16 protein-coding genes are annotated in these 17949 nt (G+C 64.2%); 9 read left to right on the plus strand and 7 right to left on the minus strand.

Going from position 1 to position 17949, the window contains the following annotated elements; genetic code table 11:
- The first annotated feature begins 46 nt into the window (after positions 1–46).
- From AC0NIL_RS02040 to AC0NIL_RS02060, 5 genes are read left to right on the plus strand one after another with little or no spacing between them, the layout of a single operon-like run.
- Complete coding sequence (locus AC0NIL_RS02040; protein WP_127368350.1) at positions 47–1096, plus strand: serine kinase; 1050 nt, start codon at positions 47–49, stop codon at positions 1094–1096.
- Positions 1093–1845 (plus strand): glycosyltransferase family 2 protein, encoded by a 753-nt coding sequence (locus tag AC0NIL_RS02045; protein ID WP_027160995.1) that lies wholly within the window; start codon positions 1093–1095, stop codon positions 1843–1845. The genes AC0NIL_RS02040 and AC0NIL_RS02045 overlap by 4 nt, the downstream gene beginning before the upstream one ends.
- Before the next feature lie 55 nt (positions 1846–1900).
- Positions 1901–2653: a glycosyltransferase family 2 protein gene (locus tag AC0NIL_RS02050; RefSeq protein WP_275953195.1), complete on the plus strand. Its 753-nt coding sequence runs from the start codon at positions 1901–1903 to the stop codon at positions 2651–2653.
- Positions 2653–3330 carry a glycosyltransferase family 2 protein gene (locus AC0NIL_RS02055; RefSeq protein WP_275953196.1) on the plus strand — a complete coding sequence of 226 codons (678 nt, stop codon included), beginning with the start codon at positions 2653–2655 and terminating at the stop codon, positions 3328–3330. The genes AC0NIL_RS02050 and AC0NIL_RS02055 overlap by 1 nt, the downstream gene beginning before the upstream one ends.
- Positions 3327–4802 carry a nucleotidyltransferase family protein gene (locus AC0NIL_RS02060; protein ID WP_027160997.1) on the plus strand — a complete coding sequence of 492 codons (1476 nt, stop codon included), beginning with the start codon at positions 3327–3329 and terminating at the stop codon, positions 4800–4802. Before AC0NIL_RS02055 ends, AC0NIL_RS02060 begins: the two co-directional genes overlap by 4 nt.
- A 40-nt stretch (positions 4803–4842) precedes the next feature.
- Here AC0NIL_RS02060 and AC0NIL_RS02065 read toward each other — a convergent pair whose 3' ends face one another.
- From AC0NIL_RS02065 to AC0NIL_RS02090, 6 genes are all read right to left on the minus strand, one after another.
- Complete coding sequence (locus AC0NIL_RS02065) at positions 4843–5589, minus strand: FAD-binding oxidoreductase (RefSeq protein ID WP_013528277.1); 747 nt, start codon at positions 5587–5589, stop codon at positions 4843–4845.
- Positions 5586–6197, minus strand: a complete 612-nt coding sequence (locus AC0NIL_RS02070) for a sulfite oxidase-like oxidoreductase (RefSeq protein WP_024501962.1) — start codon at positions 6195–6197, stop codon at positions 5586–5588. Before AC0NIL_RS02070 ends, AC0NIL_RS02065 begins: the two co-directional genes overlap by 4 nt.
- A gap of 149 nt (positions 6198–6346) precedes the next feature.
- Positions 6347–7867 (minus strand): DegQ family serine endoprotease, encoded by a 1521-nt coding sequence (locus AC0NIL_RS02075; protein ID WP_013528279.1) that lies wholly within the window; start codon positions 7865–7867, stop codon positions 6347–6349.
- Between the two features lie 245 nt (positions 7868–8112).
- Positions 8113–8832 (minus strand): MBL fold metallo-hydrolase, encoded by a 720-nt coding sequence (locus tag AC0NIL_RS02080; protein ID WP_064992875.1) that lies wholly within the window; start codon positions 8830–8832, stop codon positions 8113–8115.
- Positions 8833–8885: 53 nt separating this feature from the next.
- The gene (locus AC0NIL_RS02085) at positions 8886–10052 is read right to left on the minus strand and encodes a diphosphate--fructose-6-phosphate 1-phosphotransferase (RefSeq protein WP_473572798.1); all 1167 of its coding nucleotides are present in this window, start codon (positions 10050–10052) and stop codon (positions 8886–8888) included.
- 100 nt (positions 10053–10152) lie between these two features.
- Positions 10153–10920, minus strand: coding sequence for a L,D-transpeptidase (locus AC0NIL_RS02090; RefSeq protein WP_024501964.1), 768 nt, complete (start codon positions 10918–10920; stop codon positions 10153–10155).
- A gap of 237 nt (positions 10921–11157) precedes the next feature.
- Between AC0NIL_RS02090 and AC0NIL_RS02095 the strand changes: the two genes are divergently transcribed.
- Both AC0NIL_RS02095 and AC0NIL_RS02100 read left to right on the plus strand, forming a co-directional pair.
- On the plus strand, positions 11158–11280 hold the full coding sequence (locus tag AC0NIL_RS02095; protein WP_013528283.1) for a hypothetical protein: 123 nt from the start codon (positions 11158–11160) through the stop codon (positions 11278–11280).
- A 96-nt stretch (positions 11281–11376) separates the two neighbouring features.
- Positions 11377–12000, plus strand: a complete 624-nt coding sequence (locus tag AC0NIL_RS02100; RefSeq protein WP_023761181.1) for a LysE family translocator — start codon at positions 11377–11379, stop codon at positions 11998–12000.
- Positions 12001–12052: 52 nt separating this feature from the next.
- Here AC0NIL_RS02100 and AC0NIL_RS02105 read toward each other — a convergent pair whose 3' ends face one another.
- Complete coding sequence (locus AC0NIL_RS02105) at positions 12053–14842, minus strand: autotransporter family protein (protein WP_473572799.1); 2790 nt, start codon at positions 14840–14842, stop codon at positions 12053–12055.
- A gap of 224 nt (positions 14843–15066) precedes the next feature.
- On the opposite strand from AC0NIL_RS02105, the gene AC0NIL_RS02110 reads away from it, so the two are divergent.
- Complete coding sequence (locus AC0NIL_RS02110) at positions 15067–16389, plus strand: tetratricopeptide repeat protein (protein WP_473572800.1); 1323 nt, start codon at positions 15067–15069, stop codon at positions 16387–16389.
- 82 nt (positions 16390–16471) lie between these two features.
- The gene (gene xylB / locus AC0NIL_RS02115) at positions 16472–17926 is read left to right on the plus strand and encodes a xylulokinase (protein WP_473572801.1); all 1455 of its coding nucleotides are present in this window, start codon (positions 16472–16474) and stop codon (positions 17924–17926) included.
- The last annotated feature ends 23 nt before the right edge of the window (positions 17927–17949 follow it).

A 17949-nucleotide genomic window follows, 5' to 3' on the forward strand; every position in this document is an offset into this window, starting at 1 on the left:
CGCCCGCCAGGCTCTCGTTGCCGGACGGCTCCGGAACAGGCAGACCATGCCGAACGTCACTCTCGAAAACCTGACTGACTACGCACGTCATGTCCTGGCGCAAGCGCAGAGCAGCGCCGCGCATTATCCACTGACCTGCAAGGTGGGCTTGCCGCATCTGGAGTTGACCACTCATGTGAGTGCCGGCGCGTTGGCGGATGCCTTCGCTCATGGCTTTGTCACGGCTGCGGACAACCGAGCGCCTGCCGACATCTGCCGCATCTTCGTCGCACATCCCGGCATTGACGGCATCGCGGCACCGGCCAGATGGGGCCAAGGACCCTTCACGCAGCATGGCTTCGCCACCAGGCTGGCGGAAGCCGGATTGCGCGGCAACCATTTCCATGACCTGGATTTCTGGCAGTTCTATGATCCGCAACGTCGCGTTGGCGTGCAATTGATGGCCTCGGCCGATGCCTTTCCACCGTGGGAGCCGGGAGCGCCGCTGCGCCCCTTCCTCCATTGGGAATATGCGGCACGTGGCATGCGGCTGGCCCATGCGGGGACGCTCGGCACCAAAGGCAGGGGCGTACTGCTGGCCGGCGCGGGCGGCGCCGGGAAATCCGGGACCGTCGCCGCCGGCCTCCTCCACGGGCTGGACAGCGTCGGCGACGATTATGTGCTGGTCGACCTCTCCAACGGCGTGACTGCCCGCCCGTTGTTTTCAACACTCAAGCAGGATCCCCAGGGATTCGCGCGACTTGGGCTGAAGCACCGGCTGAAGGCGCACGGTCCGCTCAACTGGCAAGGCAAGCATGCTTTTCACATTGACGACATTGCGCCACGGCCGGTGCCCGAAACTCTGGACATCGTTGCGCTGGTGGTGCCACATATCGGCGGAGGCGAGGCAAGTTCGATCGTGCCGGTGTCGCGCAGGGATGCCATGATTGCCTTGGCGCCGTCCGGCATAGCGCAGATGCCGGGCGAGCGGGAGAGCGGCTTTCGCTTCTTCAGCGACCTGACCCGCCTGCTGCCGTGCTATCGTCTGTCGCTGGGGACGCAGCCACAGGAGATAGCCGGCACGATTGCGGACTTTCTTGTGCGGGGCGCTTCGTGAAACTGAGCGTGATAATGCCCGTCTACAACCGTGAGCGCTATGTCGTTTCGGCATTGCGCTCGCTGGTGCGGCAGCGGGACGCCGCCGATCTCGACATCATCGTCATCGACGACGGTTCGACCGACGGCTCTGCTGAGGCCGTACGCTCGATGATGCGCGAAAACCCCTGCATCCGACTCTTCCAGCAATCGAACATGGGCGTGGCCAGGGCGCGCAACGCCGGGCTGCGGCAACTGCCGCCGGATGCGGAGTTCGTGTCATTCCTGGATTCTGACGACATCTCGCTGGCCGGACGGTTCAAGGCCGATCTCGCCCGCTTCGAGGCTACCTCCGGGCTTGAGCTAACCTATTCGCTGATGACGCTGGTCGACCGGATCGACGACGAGAAGCTCGAGCCGGAGGCGGACTGCTGTACCATGACGCTTCGCGGAATTTCGCTGAGCACCGCTCTCTTCAGTCGAACGCTTGTCGATCGCATCGGCCATTTCGACGAGGACTTTGAGCAGTCCGAGGACACGGATTATCTGTTGCGAGTCTTCGAAACCGGTCCGCGCTACGAATTGCCGAACACCGTCGCGATCTACTACCGACGCCACGCCGGAAATGTCACCAAGGAACATAGCGGCAGGGTCCGCAACCACTTGCGTGCAATCCACAAGTCGATGCGGCGGCGCAAGGCCGATCCGTCACGGCGAGAGGTCCAGGGCATCTTCGAATTGAAGAGTCCCGCCGATTGGCGGATGCCATGATGTTCGACACAATCGGCTCGGATCAGCCAAGCCCGCAACGCTGCTGGAGACGCCGATGAGGCTGAGCGTCATCATGCCGGTCTACAATCGCGAACAATTCGTTGGCCTGGCGCTGCGCTCGTTGCTCAGGCAGCGCGAAGACATCGATCTCGACATCATCGTCATCGACGACGGGTCGACCGATGGCTCGGCAGCCGTCGTACGGTCGTTAATCGACGAGGCCCCATGCATTCGTCTTTTCCAGCAGATCAATGGCGGGGTCACCAAGGCGCGCAATGCCGGGCTGAAGCAGTTGCTGCCGCAGACGCGTCTGGTGTCGTTTCTCGATTCGGACGACATCTCCCCGATAGGCCGCTTCAAGGCGGATCTCGCCTGCTTCGAAGAGGATCCTGGCCTCGAGCTGACCTATTCGCGCATGACGCTGATAGACAAGATAGATGGCGAGACACTGGAACCGGCCGCCGACAGCCACTCCATCACCGTGCGAGGAATCCACCTGTCCGCCGGGATCTTCGCGCGAGACCTCATCGAGCGCACCGGTGGTTTCGACGAGGATTTCAAACAGGCCGAGGACACCGACTATCTGTTGCGTATCTTTGAGAGCCAGGCAAAATACGTTATGCCCGATACGGTGGCTCTCTATTACAGGCGTCATCCCGGCAACATGACCAAGGAAGCCGATGTGCCCTTTCGCGAGTTCATGCGCGCCATTCACAAGTCGATGAAGCGTCGCAAGGCCGATCCCAGCTTGCGCCGGGTGGAGGGGATCTTCGACTTCAAGGATCTCGCGCAGTGGCGGTTCCTTTGATGGCAGGCTACGGCGTCGTCATTCCGGCTTTCAACGCGGCCGCCACCATAGGCGCGGCCCTGAACTCCGTTCTGGCCCAGACGGCAAAGGCGGAGGCCATCGTCGTGGTCGACGACGGTTCGACCGATGATACGGCCGCGGTGATCGATGCGATGAACCTGCCGGTGACGGTGCTGCGACAGGACAATGCCGGACCCGGCAGCGCAACGACCCGTGGCATTGCGGCACTCTCGACGCCGCTCATCGCGACGCTCGATGCCGACGATTTGTGGTTGGCGGACAAGATCGAACAGCAGCTGGCCTATCTCGGCCGTCATCCCGGGACAGCGGGCGTCTTTACGCACTGGCGGACGTTTCGCGGCGACAGCCCCGATTTGCCCGATGCGGCCAGTGGAGCGGGCTGGTCGCGCACGACGATGATGATCCGCCAGGAGGTGGTGCAGAGCGTCGGTTCCATCATCGACCCACCAGGCGGTCGCGGCGAGATGATCGACTGGATCGCCCGGGTTCGTGAGGCAGGCTTTGTACTTGCCATGCTCGACGACGTGCTTGCATTGCGCCGCATCCGTCCGGGCAGCCTTTCCTACGGCCGCGATCCGGCACGCGACCGGGGCTATCTCCAGGTCGCAAGGCTCGCCATGCAGCGGCGGGCCCAGAACAAGGCGGGCTCCAGTTGAACGCCAGGCCTGTTCGCCGCATCAGCCGCCGCTTCCCGGACTATGGCTGGTCGTGGCCCACCGGCCAGTTGGACCTGTTGCTGAAGGCGGCGCTGCTCTCCGATGAGGACGCAGCCGCTGCCTGCGCCGCGCGCTGGCTCGACGAGAACGACATCGACCTCGTCTCGTTTCGAGAACATCGTCTGCTCGCCGCCATCTCCGACAGGTTCGGCAGAAAACTGGCCGGGCATACCGCGCACCCGCGCCTCGTCGGCCTGCAGAAGATGCTGTGGACGAAGTCGCGCATGGCGATGCGCGAGGCCGAGCCGGCGCTGAAGGCGATGGCCGACGGCGGCGCCGACATCATGCTGATCAAGGGCGCCAGCCGCATTGCGTTGAACGCGTCGGCGCAGCGTGGTCGGGTGGCGCATGACATCGACATACTGGTGCGCCCGCGCGACATGGCTGCCGTCTTCGACATCTTGCGCGACCGCGACTGGCAGATCGCCTCGGGCGTCAGCGCGCAATATCTGCGAACCCGGTTGGCGTCGCTGCGGTCGATGAACTTCTTCAAGGGCCGTTTCGGCGACATCGACCTGCACCAGCTCGGCTATGATGGGTCGCAGACGAGCGCGGAAGACGACCTGGCGATCTGGCAACGGGCGGTCCCGGCACAATTCAGCGGCGTCGCGGTCTTCGTGCCATCGCCGGCCGATCGCATGGCACTGGCCATCGCCCATGGCGGCCTCGACGCCCACACCCACAGCGACTGGCTTGTCGACTGCGCGGTCGCCATTCATGCCGAAGACGTCGATTGGGGGATGTTCCTCGACATCGTCGGAAGACGCGGCCTGGCGGTTCCAGCGGCGGTGGCGTTATCCTATCTGGCGTTCGAGATCGGCATTCCGGTGCCGGAACGGACAATGGCCAGAATCTTCGAGATGGCCGACCGGGCTGGCCTGTCGCGTTGGTCGTCGGTTCTGCAAGCCAAGCCGCGCACGGATTTCGGCGGCCTGGTCTGGCTGTCGCGCGGCCTTGCCAAGCAGTTGCGCCTGAAGCGGAAGAAGGGCCGGTTGCAGCAGGAGCCGCCCGCCAAACCCTGGCGCGGGAGACCGGCCGCGGGCAAGCCGCAAGCCGCATCGGCGCCTCTGGTGTTTTCGCAGGCCATCGCCTGTCCGCAAACGACCGGCGACATGATGCTCGACATCACCGTCAGGATCGGCGTTCCGCCGGTCCGGCGCCGCATCGAAATGGAGATCAATGACGGTGGCGAGCATATCGCTCGCCTGCGTGCCGTGGCTATCAGCCGATCCGGCAGGGAACGCGTGCTGCATTTTCGCGGCAAGGTGACGCTCGACGGCGCGCGAGTTGCCTTGACGCTCGAGGCGCGACCATCGCGACAGTTTCGCGAGTGGAACGACGCGGCCACGGTGGCCGCCTATGGCGCCTTGCCTTTCCAGTTGCTGTCGGCGGGTTTCTTGCCGATCGGCTGAAGGCGAATCCGACGAACCTTTCTCGCAAGGCGGCGTCCGCTCAAACTCCGTAGCGTTCGGTGCGGATGATTTCGGCTGCAACGCCGGCATCGATCAGCGCCTGGGCTGCCGCGGAAACGAAGGCATTGGAGCCGCAGACGAAGGCGAGACCGGGCGGCTCGGGCAGCCGCGCCATGGCTTGCGCCATCATCGCGACGTCCACCCGCCGCGCATAGTCGGCCGGGCGGCGTGCGGCTTCGCGGGTCAGTGTCAGCACCAGCTCGAAGCCGTCCTGACGCTCGTCGAGGGCGATCAGCTCGTCACGAAAGATCACTTCGTCCCAGACCCGGACCGAAAAGACCAGGACGACGGGCACCGCTGAATTCCGTGCGGCGCGGTGGCGGATCATCGACATCAAGGGCACGACGCCCGAACCGCCGCCGACCATCACAAGCGGCCCACTCTCATCCTTCGGCCAGACGAAATGCCCGCCAAGCGGCCCGCGCAGTTCGATTTCGTCGCCAATTGCCGCGACTTCGTGGAAGAAGGGCGAAACCTCGCCATCGTCGAGTTTTTCGATCGCCAGTTCGATTGCGCCATTCGTTTCGGGCGCGGAGGCGATGGAATAGGAGCGGCGCGCCTGATAGCCGTCCGGCGCCGTCAGCCTGACGTCGACATGCTGCCCGGCGCGATAGGCGAAGGGCCGAGACGGCTGAAAAAAGAAGCTGGTGACACGCGGCGTGCGCTTTTCGATGCGGACGATGCCGGCTGTTTGCCAGGGCGACTGCACTGCCGCCGTATCGCTCACGGATCGTCCGTGTAGCGTTGCTCGCGCCATGGGTCGCCATAGATATGGTAGCCGCGCAATTCCCAGAAACCGGGCTCGTCGCGCGTGGTGAATTGCAGGCCGTTCAGCCATTTGGCCGACTTCCAGAAATAGAGATGCGGCACCAGCAGCCTTGCCGGGCCGCCATGATCCGGTGTGATCGGCTTGCCTTCGTAGAGCAGCGCGACCATGGCCTTGCCGGCGGTGAGATCCTTGACCGGCACATTGGTGGTGTAACCGTCGAACGCGTGCGCCAGCGTGAAGCCGGTCGGCGGCTCCACACCCGCGTCGGCAAGGATATCGTCGACCAGCACGCCCTGCCACGGCGTGTCGAACTTGGTCCATGCGGTCACGCAATGGATATCGCGCGTCATCTTGGTCAACGGCAGCGCGTTGAACTCGGCCCAATTCCATTTCTTGATCGGGCGTGGCCCATGTTTCAGCGTGAAAGACCAATCCTCGGTGCGCACGCGCGGCGTCGGACCGGCCGACAGCACCGGAAAACCCTGTTCAAGATGTTGGCCGGGCGGGATGCGGGCATCGTCATCGGTTGGCGGGCGCCGTCCTGAAGAGAAACCTCGGGTGACCATCGCGGCAATCTCCCTGCATCGGGCCGACATCAACCTGATGCAATGTTCTCGAAGATGTCGTGGCGGGCAACCAAAATCTTGACGGGCGGAGGCCGGAGGGGATCGTCGCCGACGAACCCTGCCGGTCCCGTTCACGTCAAGGCCATTACTCAGCCATTGGCAAAAGGCACCGCGATGTAGATCTGAGCGTCGCCACGCTCGACCAGCAACAGCACCGACTTGCGGCCAGACTTGCCGGCTTGCGCGATTGCCTGGGTTACCTGCCTGGCGTTCTTAACCGGCACCTGATTGACGGCAACGATGATGTCGCCGGCCTGTATTCCGGAAGCGGCGGCAGCTTTGTCGGGATTGACGCTGGCAACCACCGCGCCGTGCTGCTTGCCGGCTAGGTTCATCTGCTGGCGAATGTCGGGCGTTATATCCATCAAGCCGAGCCCTATCGCCGGAGCGCGCCCGGCACTGGGCGTGTCGGACCCGTCATCCAGCGACGCGGTCTTCGCATCGGCGCTGTTCTGGCCGACATCGACGGAAATCCGCATCGGCTTGCCTTTGCGCCAGACATCGACCGTTTCCGTGGCGCCCGGCGCGACATCGGCGACCGCCCGCGACAGGTCCTTGGGGTCCTTCACGTCCTGCCCGGCAAAGCTGGTGATGACGTCGCCCGTCTCGATGCCGGCCTTGGCCGCCGGCGAGCCGTCATTGACCTCTGAAACCAGCGCGCCGCCGGGATGGTCGAGCCCGATGGCGCTCGCGACATCCGGTGTCACCTCCTGGATCTGAACGCCGAGATAGCCGTACTGGATGGAGCCGCCCTTCATCAGCTTGGCCACCACCTTCTGGGCCTGGTCCGACGGAATGGCAAAGCCGACGCCGACGCTGCCGCCATTGGGTGAATAGATCGCCGTGTTGATGCCGACGACATTGCCGGCGACATCCACCAGCGGACCGCCGGAATTGCCGTGGTTGATCGGCGCGTCGATCTGGATGAAATCGTCGAACGGCCCGCTATGCAGGTCACGGCCGCGCGCCGAGACGATACCTGCCGTGACGGTGGTGCCGATGCCGAACGGGTTGCCGAAGGCCAGCACCTGGTCGCCTGGCATAAGCTTGTCGGAATCGCCCCATTTGACGGTCGGCAGGGGTTTGTCCGACTTGATCTTCAGCACGGCGAGATCGTTCTTGGCATCGCGCCCGACAAGCTTGGCCGGAAGTTCGGTGCCGTCGTCGAGCGTCACCTTGATCGAAGAGGCCCCATCGATGACGTGATTGTTGGTGACGATGGTGCCGTCGGAGGCGACGATGAAGCCGGAACCCAGCGCCTCGGCGCGCTGCGGTTGCTGTTGCGGCGGCGTCTTGGGCGTCGGCATGCCCTGGTCACCGAAGAACTGGCGGAAATAGTCGTCGAAAGGCGAGCCGCCGTCGAAAGGAGAGGCATCGCTCATCGTTTCAGGCTGTGCCTTCATGACCGTGGTGACCGTCACCACCGCCGGCTTGTCGGCGGCCACGATGGGTGCGAACGAGCCATTGGGCGCTGTGATGCCGGCGACAGGTGTCTGGGTGGTCGGAACGGTGTTGCCCGCGCTTTGGGCGAAAGACATGACGAAGGGGGATATGATCAGCGCAGCGCCCAGCAAGGCCGCGACGCGATGCCTACGAAGGATATCTGACATGGTCGTTTGTCCGGGCGAGAGTTGATCCAGCGCCGTGGCCTCCCATGCGGGAAATCGGTCATCGGCGTGTCGAGGTTGCAATTGCCCGTCTCGCCTACATGGCAGCCAACCGGATCGACCGCCTTGCATCTAGGGCGCGGATTGGCCCGATTTAGGGTTTTCGGGCGACCTTACGAAGATTTAATATCCGCACGGCGGCAGGGTCACAAAGTCGTCGGGTCACGCCTTGCTGCCTCGCTGGAGCCTCAGCCACCGGCGGTTCGTCCGAGATAGGCCGTAGCAATCTCGCGCATGCGCTTGCCGTCGAAGCTCGGTCCGTGTCCTCCATGACCGATACGGATCGGCAGGTCGAGCAGGCGCCGCATCGTACTGATATAGGCGGCCCGGTCGGAATCCGGCAGGTCGTCTATCAGCATGGCGTCGTAGATGGCATCGCCGCTGAAGAACAGTCCGTCGGCCTCGTCGAACAGCGCGATCGAATCCGGTGAATGGCCCGGCAAATGCAGCACGCGAAATTGCCGGTCGCCAAGATCGACGACATCGCCCTCGTCCAGGGTTCGCGTCAACGGCGCGGGCGGGATCCTGTAGTGGGCCGACTTCCATCCGGGCGCCGGCAGTTTCGAGACGGCACCCTCGAGGTCGTGGAACATGTAGGCGTAGGTCGCGGCCTCATCCATGGTCTCGAACCGAGCCGCGCTCATTCTTGGCCCGGCCCGCAACGGGAATTCATGCAGCGAGCCGACGTGGTCGAGATGGATGTGGGTGGCAACGACCAGCAACGGCTTGCCCTGCGGCGTCTCGATCTGCGGCGCCAGCGGACAGATGCCCATACCGGTGTCGACGAGCAGGTCGGCATCGCGACCGCGCAGATGCCAGATATTGGCCCGAACATAGGCATGCACGAAGGGCTCGGTCAGCATCGTCGTCTTGCCGTCGACCACGCTCCTGCTGAACCAGCTCGGCATCAAGTGTGAGTCCGGCATACGAAGTGAGCCGGGCATCAGGTGTGAGCCCGGCATCAGACGAAGGGCTTCCCGACCTTGTACTTTTCCGGCACCAGCCGCTTGAGATAGGCCATGCCGGCATCCGACAGCTGATTGACGTCGGGCTTCATGAAATGGTCAGGCATGTGGCGGGTCTTGCCGGCGACGTTCTTGAGCGGCACTTTCTTCAGCACCGTTCTGGTGCCGTCATATTGCAGCGCCACCGAGCCGCCGCCCTGTTCGGCGACGGTGACGGCGAAAGCGCCGGCATCGAAAGCCTCCTGCGCGTCGACCGCGCTGATGGCGCCGATATAGCCGCGCGGCATGTAGCCGAGCGCGTCGACGCGGGCACGTTTGCCCGGCAGGCCTTCCGCCAACGCGCGCTCGAGTGCGGCCGGCAGATCGCTGCCCGACAGCTTGACGTTGCCATGCGCGTCGCGCTCAAGCTTGTCCGGCGGCACCAGGCTTTCGACCAATGCCTTGCCGTCGGCGGTGCTGACGCCTTCCGAAACGGCGACGATGCAGCGCTTGTGGCGATCGAGCGTGGCACGCACGTCGTCGATGAAGCCAGCGGCCGAGAACGGCCGCTCGGGCACGTAGACGAGATGAGGGCCGCTGTCGGGGTCGAGCTGCCAGGCAGCGGCAGCCGCGGTCAGGAAGCCCGCATGCCGGCCCATGACGATGCCGACATAGATGCCGGGCAGCGCGCGAAAATCGAGATCGACGGACAGGAAGGCGCCGGCGACGAACTCGGCCGCCGAAATAAAGCCCGGCGTGTGGTCGTTTTCCTCGAGATCATTGTCGATGGTTTTTGGCGCATGAACAAAGGCAATTGAGCCGCCGGCGGCGTCGGTCAGGATCTGCTGGGTACCCGACGTGTCGTTGCCGCCGATATAGATGAAGGCGTCGGCGCCGGCCTTCTTCAGGCCGTCGAGGATGACATCGCAATAGGCGGCGTCGGGCTTGTCGCGCGTCGAGCCGAGGGCGGCGCTCGGCGTGCCGGCAATCAGCCGCAGGCGGTCTTCCGGAATGGCGGAAAGGTCGACATAATTGCCGTCACGGATGCCGCGCACGCCATGGATCGAGCCCAGCACCTTGGCACCGGGATGCCGCTTGCGGATCTCCAGCGTCGCCCCGACAACCGTCTGGTTGATGACGGCGGTTGGGCCGCCGCCCTGCGCGATGACAAACGTTCCAGCCATGCTTGATTTCTCCCGGCGCGATGGTTTTCAAGGCACCTTGGCCTGTCTTGCCGCATCGCGCAACGGGAGTTTCGAGCGGCGCCAACACGCCCCATAAGCGTCAGACGACGACGACCGGATTTTTCTTGGAGACGCGGCTGTAGAGGTCGATGATGTCCTGGTTGATCAGGCGCACGCAGCCCGACGACATCGCTTGCCCGATGCTCCACCATTCGGGCGAGCCGTGGATGCGATAGCCGGTGTCCTTGCCGTCCTGGTAGATGTAGAGGGCACGCGCGCCGAGCGGATTGGTTAGGCCGCCGGGCTGTCCGGCCTGCCATTTCACCAGTTCAGGCTTGCGGGCGATCATCTCCGGCGGCGGCGTCCAGGTCGGCCATTCCCTGCCGTACTGGATGTTGGCGCGGCCGGACCAGCGGAAACCGTCCTTGCCGATGCCGACGCCATAACGGATGGCATCGCCACCCGGCTGGACGAGATAGAGCATGCGCTCCTTGAGATGGACGACGATGGTGCCGGGCGCCTCGCCTGTCGTGTCGACGACGATCTGGCGGCGGAATTCCGGCTTGACCTTCAGATATGGCACTTCCGGCACGTTGAAGCCGCCGTCGGTCAGCCCGGCATACATGACCCCGGGGCTGGTGACGTTCTTGTCGACGCTGATGCTTGGCCGGATCGGCCGCACGGAACCCGTGGTGACGTCGTCGAGCTCGAGCGCCGGCAGGCCGCCGCCCGAGGTCGAGCAACCGGCGGCGCTCAGCAGCGCAAGGGCCCCTGCCCCGGACAGGATGGCGCGGCGGGAAAGATGATGATCGGTTTCGATTGCGTCGCCATTTCGCGGCGGCGTCAGACCTTGCGGCAACTCACGCATATACCCAGACCCTACGCTGTCGGCGGGAAGCACGGTCCGGCCGGATAGCAGGCATTTTCCTCATTCATGGTTGATAAAGCGTGAAGACCTTGCACAGCCTGCATTTGCGCATGGCCTTGGCGATGTTCGACCTTCTTGCCTGAACTTGACGAAGGCTGCTGCACAAAAAGACCTCGGTCGAGTCATATTCCCGGCGCCGGCGTCTCCTACTCCTCGAACCATCAGCGAGGGGCCTCCATGTGCAAGACCTTAAAAACCGACATCAAGCTTTTTGCCGCTGCCATTGTCGCGGCGGCTACCGTTCTCGGTGCCAATGTCAGCCTGGCCGATATCGTGAGCACACTGAGCGGCGCGAACTGACACCGATCTGCCGCTGGCGCAGTTAGGGAAATCGCCTCTTTACATTCTCCCGGGCCTAAGGATTTATCCTCTTCTTTAAGCTCAAAGGAGACGAGCATGTCCTTCGAAAACTGGGCCGCCTTCGCTGCCGCATCGACGATCCTTCTCATCATTCCGGGTCCGACCATCCTGCTGGTCGTGTCCTATGCGCTGGGCCAGGGCTGGCGTACCGCTCTGCCGATGGCCGTCGGCGTGGCGTTGGGGGATTTCACTGCGATGACGTTGTCGATGCTGGGTATCGGCGCGCTGCTGGCGGCCTCGGCGACCGTCTTCACCATCCTGAAGCTGATCGGCGCCGGTTATCTGATCTATCTTGGCGTGAAACTATTTCGCGCCGGCGGCGCGTTGAAGGCCGAACCGCGCACCGACGCGGTCTCCTCGGCCAAGATGATGGCGCACGCCTGGCTGGTCACCGCGCTCAACCCGAAAAGCATCACGTTCTTCGTTGCTTTCCTGCCGCAGTTCCTCGACCGGCACGCCGATTTCTGGACGCAGATGCTGATCTTCGAGACGACCTTCCTGGCGCTCGCCTTCGCCAATGCCTTCGGCTATGCGCTGATCGCGGCACGCGCACGCAACGTGGTGCGCAATCCCAAGGCGATCCGCATCTTCAACCGCACCGGCGGCACGCTGCTGGTCGGCGCCGGCATCGCCACGGTGGCGATGCGTTCCAGCAATTAAGCTGTCTTTTTGATCATGATCCCGAAACTGGTTTTCGGGATCATGACCGGCCTTACCATTTGACGCTGAAGCCCAGATTGCCTTCGAGGATCCGACGCTTGTCGCCACCGAGATTGGTGGTGTAGTCGCCGGTGGCGAAGATGCTGACCTTGTCCGTCACCTTGGCAATCACGCCGCCGCCGAACTCGAACGAGGTCGATCTGCCCTCGGTCGAGATGTCGGTGGTGTCGAAATTGACATGGCTGGTGCCGCCGAAATCGTGCCAGATGTTGGCCTTGAGATACGGCTGCAGCGCCATGCCATTGATCGTTGTTTCGCCTTGCAGCCGTGCGCCGAGCCGGCCGGTCACGCTGCCGTCCGTATCGAAGGAAACCGAAGCAAAGCGGTCCGACGCATCGTCGAGCGACAATTGCTGCCAGACCAGTTGCGCCTGCGGTTCAAGCGTCCAGCCTTGTGCCAGCGCGATGGGATAGCCGCCTTCCAGCGAAGCGGTGACGCCGGTCCCGCCGACGTCGATGCCAATGTCGCGCGACGATGTTGCGTTGCCGCCGAAGAAGGTGGCCATGAGGACGCCGTCCAGGTACCAGCCACCCTGACCGATCCGGGTCCAGTAGCCGCCGACACTGGTGCCGTTGATATCCATGCTGCCGACGGACAGATTGTCCCTGCCCAGCGCCTGGCCGCGCACGTCGCCATTCATGCTGGCATAGGCGACGAACAGGCCGGCGCGATCGGTCTGGCCCGACGCGGTTTCGCGGCCGAACAGATCGAAGCCCGCCTGGAGGCCGAACAGGGTGCCGTCAAAGGACGGCGATACCGTTCCTGAATAGGCCATCTTGCTGTCCTGACCGAAGATGCGGCCCCAGACCGGCGACAGCTCGGTGTCCGACAACAGGCTCTGCTCGCCGCGCCGTTCGTGGAAGGTGCCGAGCGTCGTCATCGCCAGATGTTCGGCGACCGGCGGCAAGGCCGAATAGACCGGAACCTCGATGCGATAGAGCAGGATTTCCTCGCCCGCCGCCGGTGTCGGCAGGTCGGGCACCTCAGTTGGCACCACCGGCGGTGGCGGGGGCGGATCCGCCACTGGTGCCGGTGGTGGTGCCGGTGGTGTCGCGGGCGGCGGATCGGTCGGCACGACCGGCGGCGCCGGATCAACCGGATCGGGATCGCCGGGGGTGGATTCCGGCGGAGGCGGCGGCGCAGGGTCGATGGGCGGCGGCGGCGGCGGTTCGGCCGCCGGCGGCTCAGGTGCCGGCGGCGGAGCAGGCTCCAGCGCCGGCGGGGCTGCGGCCGGCGGGGCCGGCGTGTTCAGCGTCGAGCGCAGGTACCAGTTCTCCTCGCTGCCGGCGCTGACGCCGCCCTTGAACAGATAATATTCAAAGGCACCGGCAGCGACCGGGGCGTCGAGCGCGAATGTCGTGGCGCCCGAGGTGGCGCCGTTGATTGCCTGGATGACCATGATGCCGTCCTGCGTGGTCGCAGCCCCCGCGCCGCCGAGATTGACCACGGAGATGCCGGTCGAACCGGAAGCCGTTCCGCTCGACAGGACCAACTTGTCGGATGCGGAGGAATCGTCACCGAGCTCGGTCTGGATAAGCAGCAGGCCACCCAGGCCGACATAATTGCCCGAAATCGTCAGGCTGTCGGTGGCGCCGGTGCTGCCATTGGTCAGGTCGATGCGGCCGGCATTGGTGACCTGCGCCAGCTGGCCTGCCGTAAACGCCTGGATCGCCGCATTGAAGCCGCCGCCATAGAGCGTGCTTGCGGCATCGACACTGAGCGAACCGGTGCCGGTGCCGCTGTCGCCGAGCACCAGATTGCTGTCCATCGTCAGCTGGGTGTCATTGGTGGCGTCGATGCTTTCCCAGTTCTGGAGCCGGCTGATGCCATCCAGTTTGACGTTGTCCAGGGTCAGCGCATCGGTGCCGGCACCACCTGATATGGCATCCGTGGCACCGAGATTGGCGTTGGTGAGGTTGCTGAGCCTGGCGGTGTCGTTATCGCCGCCGAGATCGACGGAACCATAGATGATGCCGCCACCGTTCCAGACGAAATTGTCGGCGCCAAAGCTCATCAGTATATCGCCACCGACCGTGCCGCCGGTGACCGTGACGCTGTCATTGCCGCCGCTGACGCTGATGTTGCCGCCGATGGTGCCGCCCGACAGGATGATCGTATCCTTGTCGAAGCCGGTGACGAGGTTGCGGTCGATGGTGCCGCCTGACATGTTGAAATAGTTCTGATCTAGCTTCATGTTGACCCGGCCGATGCGGCCACCGGTCATCACGGCGTGGTCGCCATCGTCGAAGAAATCGACGATGCGTCCGCCGGTCATGGTGAAGGTGTCGAGGCCGTCGCCCTGGTTGAGCGAGCCGATCTGGCCGCCGCTCATGTTGAAGTCGTCGATGCCGGCGCCCTGCTGGACATTGCCGGCGACGGTGCCCGCGCCAATGGTGAAGAAATCCGTGCCGCCACCCTGATCGACGGCGCCGGTTATGGTGCCGGACTGCATGTCGATGCGGTCCGTGCCGACGCCAAAGGTCACATTGCCTGATATCTGCCCGGTGCCGCCGGCGGGAAAATTCAGCGTGTTGTCGCCGTCGAGATCGGTGAGGCTGCCGCCTGAGTCGCCGCTGTCACAGGTGTAGACGGTGTTTCCGGCGGATGGAGCCAGCACGCATGCGGCAAACGCGGCGGAGTTGGGCAGCAACGCAAAAGCTGTATTTGAGAGGATGCTAATAAGCCACGGATGTAACGGATGCGGCTTTCGCCGTTGCGAAGCAATTGTCACCTGCGCATCCGCCGAACGACTGTTCGGAAGCGAGTTCTTCACATGCCGCATCGCGTCCCCTCTCGATTCGCGATTTCCAGCCCCCGCCAGCCGCCGCAATGAAGACACAATTCATTCAATTTTACAAAGCCTAATCTGCCCCGCATGGTTGCTAAACTGCAAAGACTACTGAAAGGTCTGGCGTAGCGCACGGTTGGCGCGTCCGTGGCCTATGCTTTAGGATCGCTTTGGACCGAAGGATCAAGGGCCTGTCACGGGTCGATAAAGGACATCGCATGGCAACCAGGGACGCATTCGGCCTGGCACTTTCGGGCGCGACGGAGGCGGGATTCACGCCTTACAGCCAGGCAGTGCGTGAACTGCAGTGCTTCATCGGCGATCCCGTAGCTTCCGTCGACCGCGCCATCGCGGAAGATCCCGGCTTCGTCATGGCCCATGTCTTCAAGGGATATCTGTTCGGCCTCGCCACCGAGCGGGAGGCGACGGCCGTGGCCAAGGCTTGCCATGAGGCCGCACTGCCGCTTGCCGCGACCACGCGCGAGCGGGCGCATGTCTCGGCCCTTGGCCATCTCGCCAGCGGGCGCTGGCATGAGGCCAGCCGCGTTCTCGAGGACATCACCATCGAGACCCCGCGCGACGGGCTGGCGCTGCAGGTCGGCCACCAGATCGATTTCTTCACCGGCAATGCCCGCATGCTGCGCGACCGCATCGCTCGTGCCCTGCCTTCGTGGCAAAGCGGCATGCCCGGCTACCACGCCATGCTCGGCATGCAGGCTTTCGGGCTGGAGGAAATGGGTGACTATGTCAGGGCCGAGCAGCTTGGCCGCGAGGCAGTCGACATCGAGCCGCGCGACGGCTGGGCGCAGCACGCCGTCGCCCATGTCATGGAGATGCAAAGCCGGCAAAGGGATGGCATTGCCTGGATGCGCGCCAATCCGGAAGCGTGGACACGGGAGAGCTTCCTGCAGGTCCACAATTGGTGGCACCTGGCGCTGTTCCATTATGATCTCGGCGAGACCGACGCGGTGCTGGCCCTCTATGACGGCCCTATCTACAGCGTGCAATCGACGATGGCGCTCAACATGGTCGATGCCTCGGCAATCCTGTGGCGGCTCCACCTCGGCGGCGTCGATGTCGGCGACCGCTGGGCGGCACTCGCCGCCAACTGGGGCAAGGCGGGAGCGGGTCTTTATGCCTTCAACGACGCCCACGCGATGATGGCCTTCGTGGGTGCCGGGTTAGATGCGCCGGCCCTCGCCTTGCTCGAGGCTCAGCGCGAGGCCATGCGTGGCAGCGACGACAATGCGGCTTTCACGCGGGATGTCGGCCATCCGCTGACGCTCGCCATCAAGGCATTCGGTGAGGGCAGCTACGCCGAGACCGCGCGCCTGATCCGGCCGATCCGGGCGATCGCACATCGTTTCGGTGGCAGCCACGCCCAGCGCGACGTCATCGACCTGACGCTGATCGAGGCGGCCTTGCGCGCCGGTGAGGGTGCGCTGGCCAAGGCGCTCACGGCGGAGCGTTCGATGGCGCGGCCCGAAAGTCCGCTGTCAGCGCTGTTTGTGCGACGCGCCGCCGATTTGTCGGAGAATTGACCCGAAGCGGATCTTGTTTTAGAAACTGGCCAAGCCAGATTTTTTCGAGACCCGAAAAAATTAACTGGCGTGGGAGGAAGACATGTATCTGGGCCTCGATCTCGGGACGTCGGGCGTCAAGGCGCTGCTGATCGATGCCGGGCAAACCGTCCTCGGTTCCGGCCATGGTTCGCTTGATGTTTCACGGCCGCACCCCGGCTGGTCGGAACAGAATCCCGAGCACTGGATCCGGGCCTGCGAAGACGCAATCGCCGAGCTCAAATCCTCCCATCCGCATGAACTCGCGGCAGTCAAGGGCATTGGCCTGTCCGGCCAGATGCATGGCGCCACGCTGCTTGACGCCGCCGACAAGGTGCTGCGCCCCTGCATCCTGTGGAACGACACGCGCAGCCATGCCGAGGCCGCCGTCCTCGATGCCGATCCGCGTTTCCGCGTCCTGACCGGCAACATCGTCTTTCCCGGGTTCACCGCGCCGAAACTGGCCTGGGTGAAGAACAACGAGCCCGCTGTCTTCGCCAAGGTCGCAAAAGTGCTGCTGCCCAAGGATTTCCTGCGGCTCTGGCTTTCGGGCGAGCACATTTCGGAAATGTCGGATTCTGCCGGCACGTCCTGGCTCGATGTCGGCAAGCGGCGCTGGAGTGCGGATTTGCTCGCGGCGACATCGCTCGATGAAAAGCAGATGCCGTCGCTGGTCGAGGGTACGCAGAAGGCAGGCGCGTTGCGCAGCGAATTGGCATCGAAGTGGGGCGTTCAGGCCGGCATTCCGATCGCCGGTGGCGCCGGCGACAACGCGGCCTCGGCCTGCGGCATGGGCACGGTTGGCGCCGGCCACGCTTTTGTTTCGCTCGGCACGTCGGGTGTGCTGTTTGCCGCCAACGCTTCCTACCTGCCCAACCCGGCTAGCGCGGTTCACACCTTCTGCCACGCGCTTCCGAACACGTGGCACCAGATGGGGGTCATCCTGTCGGCAACCGATTCGCTCAACTGGCTGTCGGAAATCACCGGGAAGAGCGCCGGCGAGTTGACCACTGAGCTCGGCGACACATTGAAGGCGCCGAGCGGCGTGTCCTTCCTGCCATACCTCTCGGGTGAGCGCACGCCCTACAATGATTCCGCCATTCGCGGCGCGTTCACCGGGCTGGCGCATCAATCGAGCCGTGCCGTGCTGACCCAGGCCGTGCTGGAGGGTGTAGCCTTTGCCTTCCGCGACAGCCTCGAAGCGCTGGCCACGGCCGGCACAGCCTTGACGCGGGTGACGGCGATCGGCGGCGGTTCGCGCTCACGCTACTGGTTGAAGGCGATTGCCACCGCGCTTCAACTGCCTGTCGACATTCCTGCCGACGGCGACTTCGGCGCCGCCTTTGGTGCCGCGCGGCTCGGCCTGATCGCGGCGACGGGTGCCGATCCGCTCGAAATCTGTACGGCCCCGAGGACGGACGCAACTATCGAACCGGATGCGGCGCTCGGCGGCGCCTATGCCGATGCCTATCAGCGCTACCGGGCGCTTTATCCGGCAATCAGGGTCGCCACGGCGTGAGCGGTCTTTCGCCCACGCCGCGG

This window comes from Mesorhizobium sp. WSM1343, from assembly GCF_055901535.1.

What these genes read in the sequence shown, in the direction of transcription:
- AC0NIL_RS02100 (WP_023761181.1), top strand. Translation starts at nt 11,377, where the DNA reads ATGTCCTTCGAAAACTGGGCCGCCTTCGCTGCCGCATCGACGATCCTT.
- AC0NIL_RS02105 (WP_473572799.1), bottom strand. Translation starts at nt 14,842, where the DNA reads ATGCGGCATGTGAAGAACTCGCTTCCGAACAGTCGTTCGGCGGATGCG.
- AC0NIL_RS02080 (WP_064992875.1), bottom strand. Translation starts at nt 8,832, where the DNA reads ATGCCGAGCTGGTTCAGCAGGAGCGTGGTCGACGGCAAGACGACGATG.
- AC0NIL_RS02050 (WP_275953195.1), top strand. Translation starts at nt 1,901, where the DNA reads ATGAGGCTGAGCGTCATCATGCCGGTCTACAATCGCGAACAATTCGTT.
- AC0NIL_RS02040 (WP_127368350.1), top strand. Translation starts at nt 47, where the DNA reads ATGCCGAACGTCACTCTCGAAAACCTGACTGACTACGCACGTCATGTC.
- AC0NIL_RS02095 (WP_013528283.1), top strand. Translation starts at nt 11,158, where the DNA reads ATGTGCAAGACCTTAAAAACCGACATCAAGCTTTTTGCCGCTGCCATT.
- AC0NIL_RS02090 (WP_024501964.1), bottom strand. Translation starts at nt 10,920, where the DNA reads ATGCGTGAGTTGCCGCAAGGTCTGACGCCGCCGCGAAATGGCGACGCA.
- AC0NIL_RS02085 (WP_473572798.1), bottom strand. Translation starts at nt 10,052, where the DNA reads ATGGCTGGAACGTTTGTCATCGCGCAGGGCGGCGGCCCAACCGCCGTC.
- xylB (WP_473572801.1), top strand. Translation starts at nt 16,472, where the DNA reads ATGTATCTGGGCCTCGATCTCGGGACGTCGGGCGTCAAGGCGCTGCTG.
- AC0NIL_RS02110 (WP_473572800.1), top strand. Translation starts at nt 15,067, where the DNA reads ATGGCAACCAGGGACGCATTCGGCCTGGCACTTTCGGGCGCGACGGAG.
- AC0NIL_RS02055 (WP_275953196.1), top strand. Translation starts at nt 2,653, where the DNA reads ATGGCAGGCTACGGCGTCGTCATTCCGGCTTTCAACGCGGCCGCCACC.
- AC0NIL_RS02070 (WP_024501962.1), bottom strand. Translation starts at nt 6,197, where the DNA reads ATGGTCACCCGAGGTTTCTCTTCAGGACGGCGCCCGCCAACCGATGAC.
- AC0NIL_RS02075 (WP_013528279.1), bottom strand. Translation starts at nt 7,867, where the DNA reads ATGTCAGATATCCTTCGTAGGCATCGCGTCGCGGCCTTGCTGGGCGCT.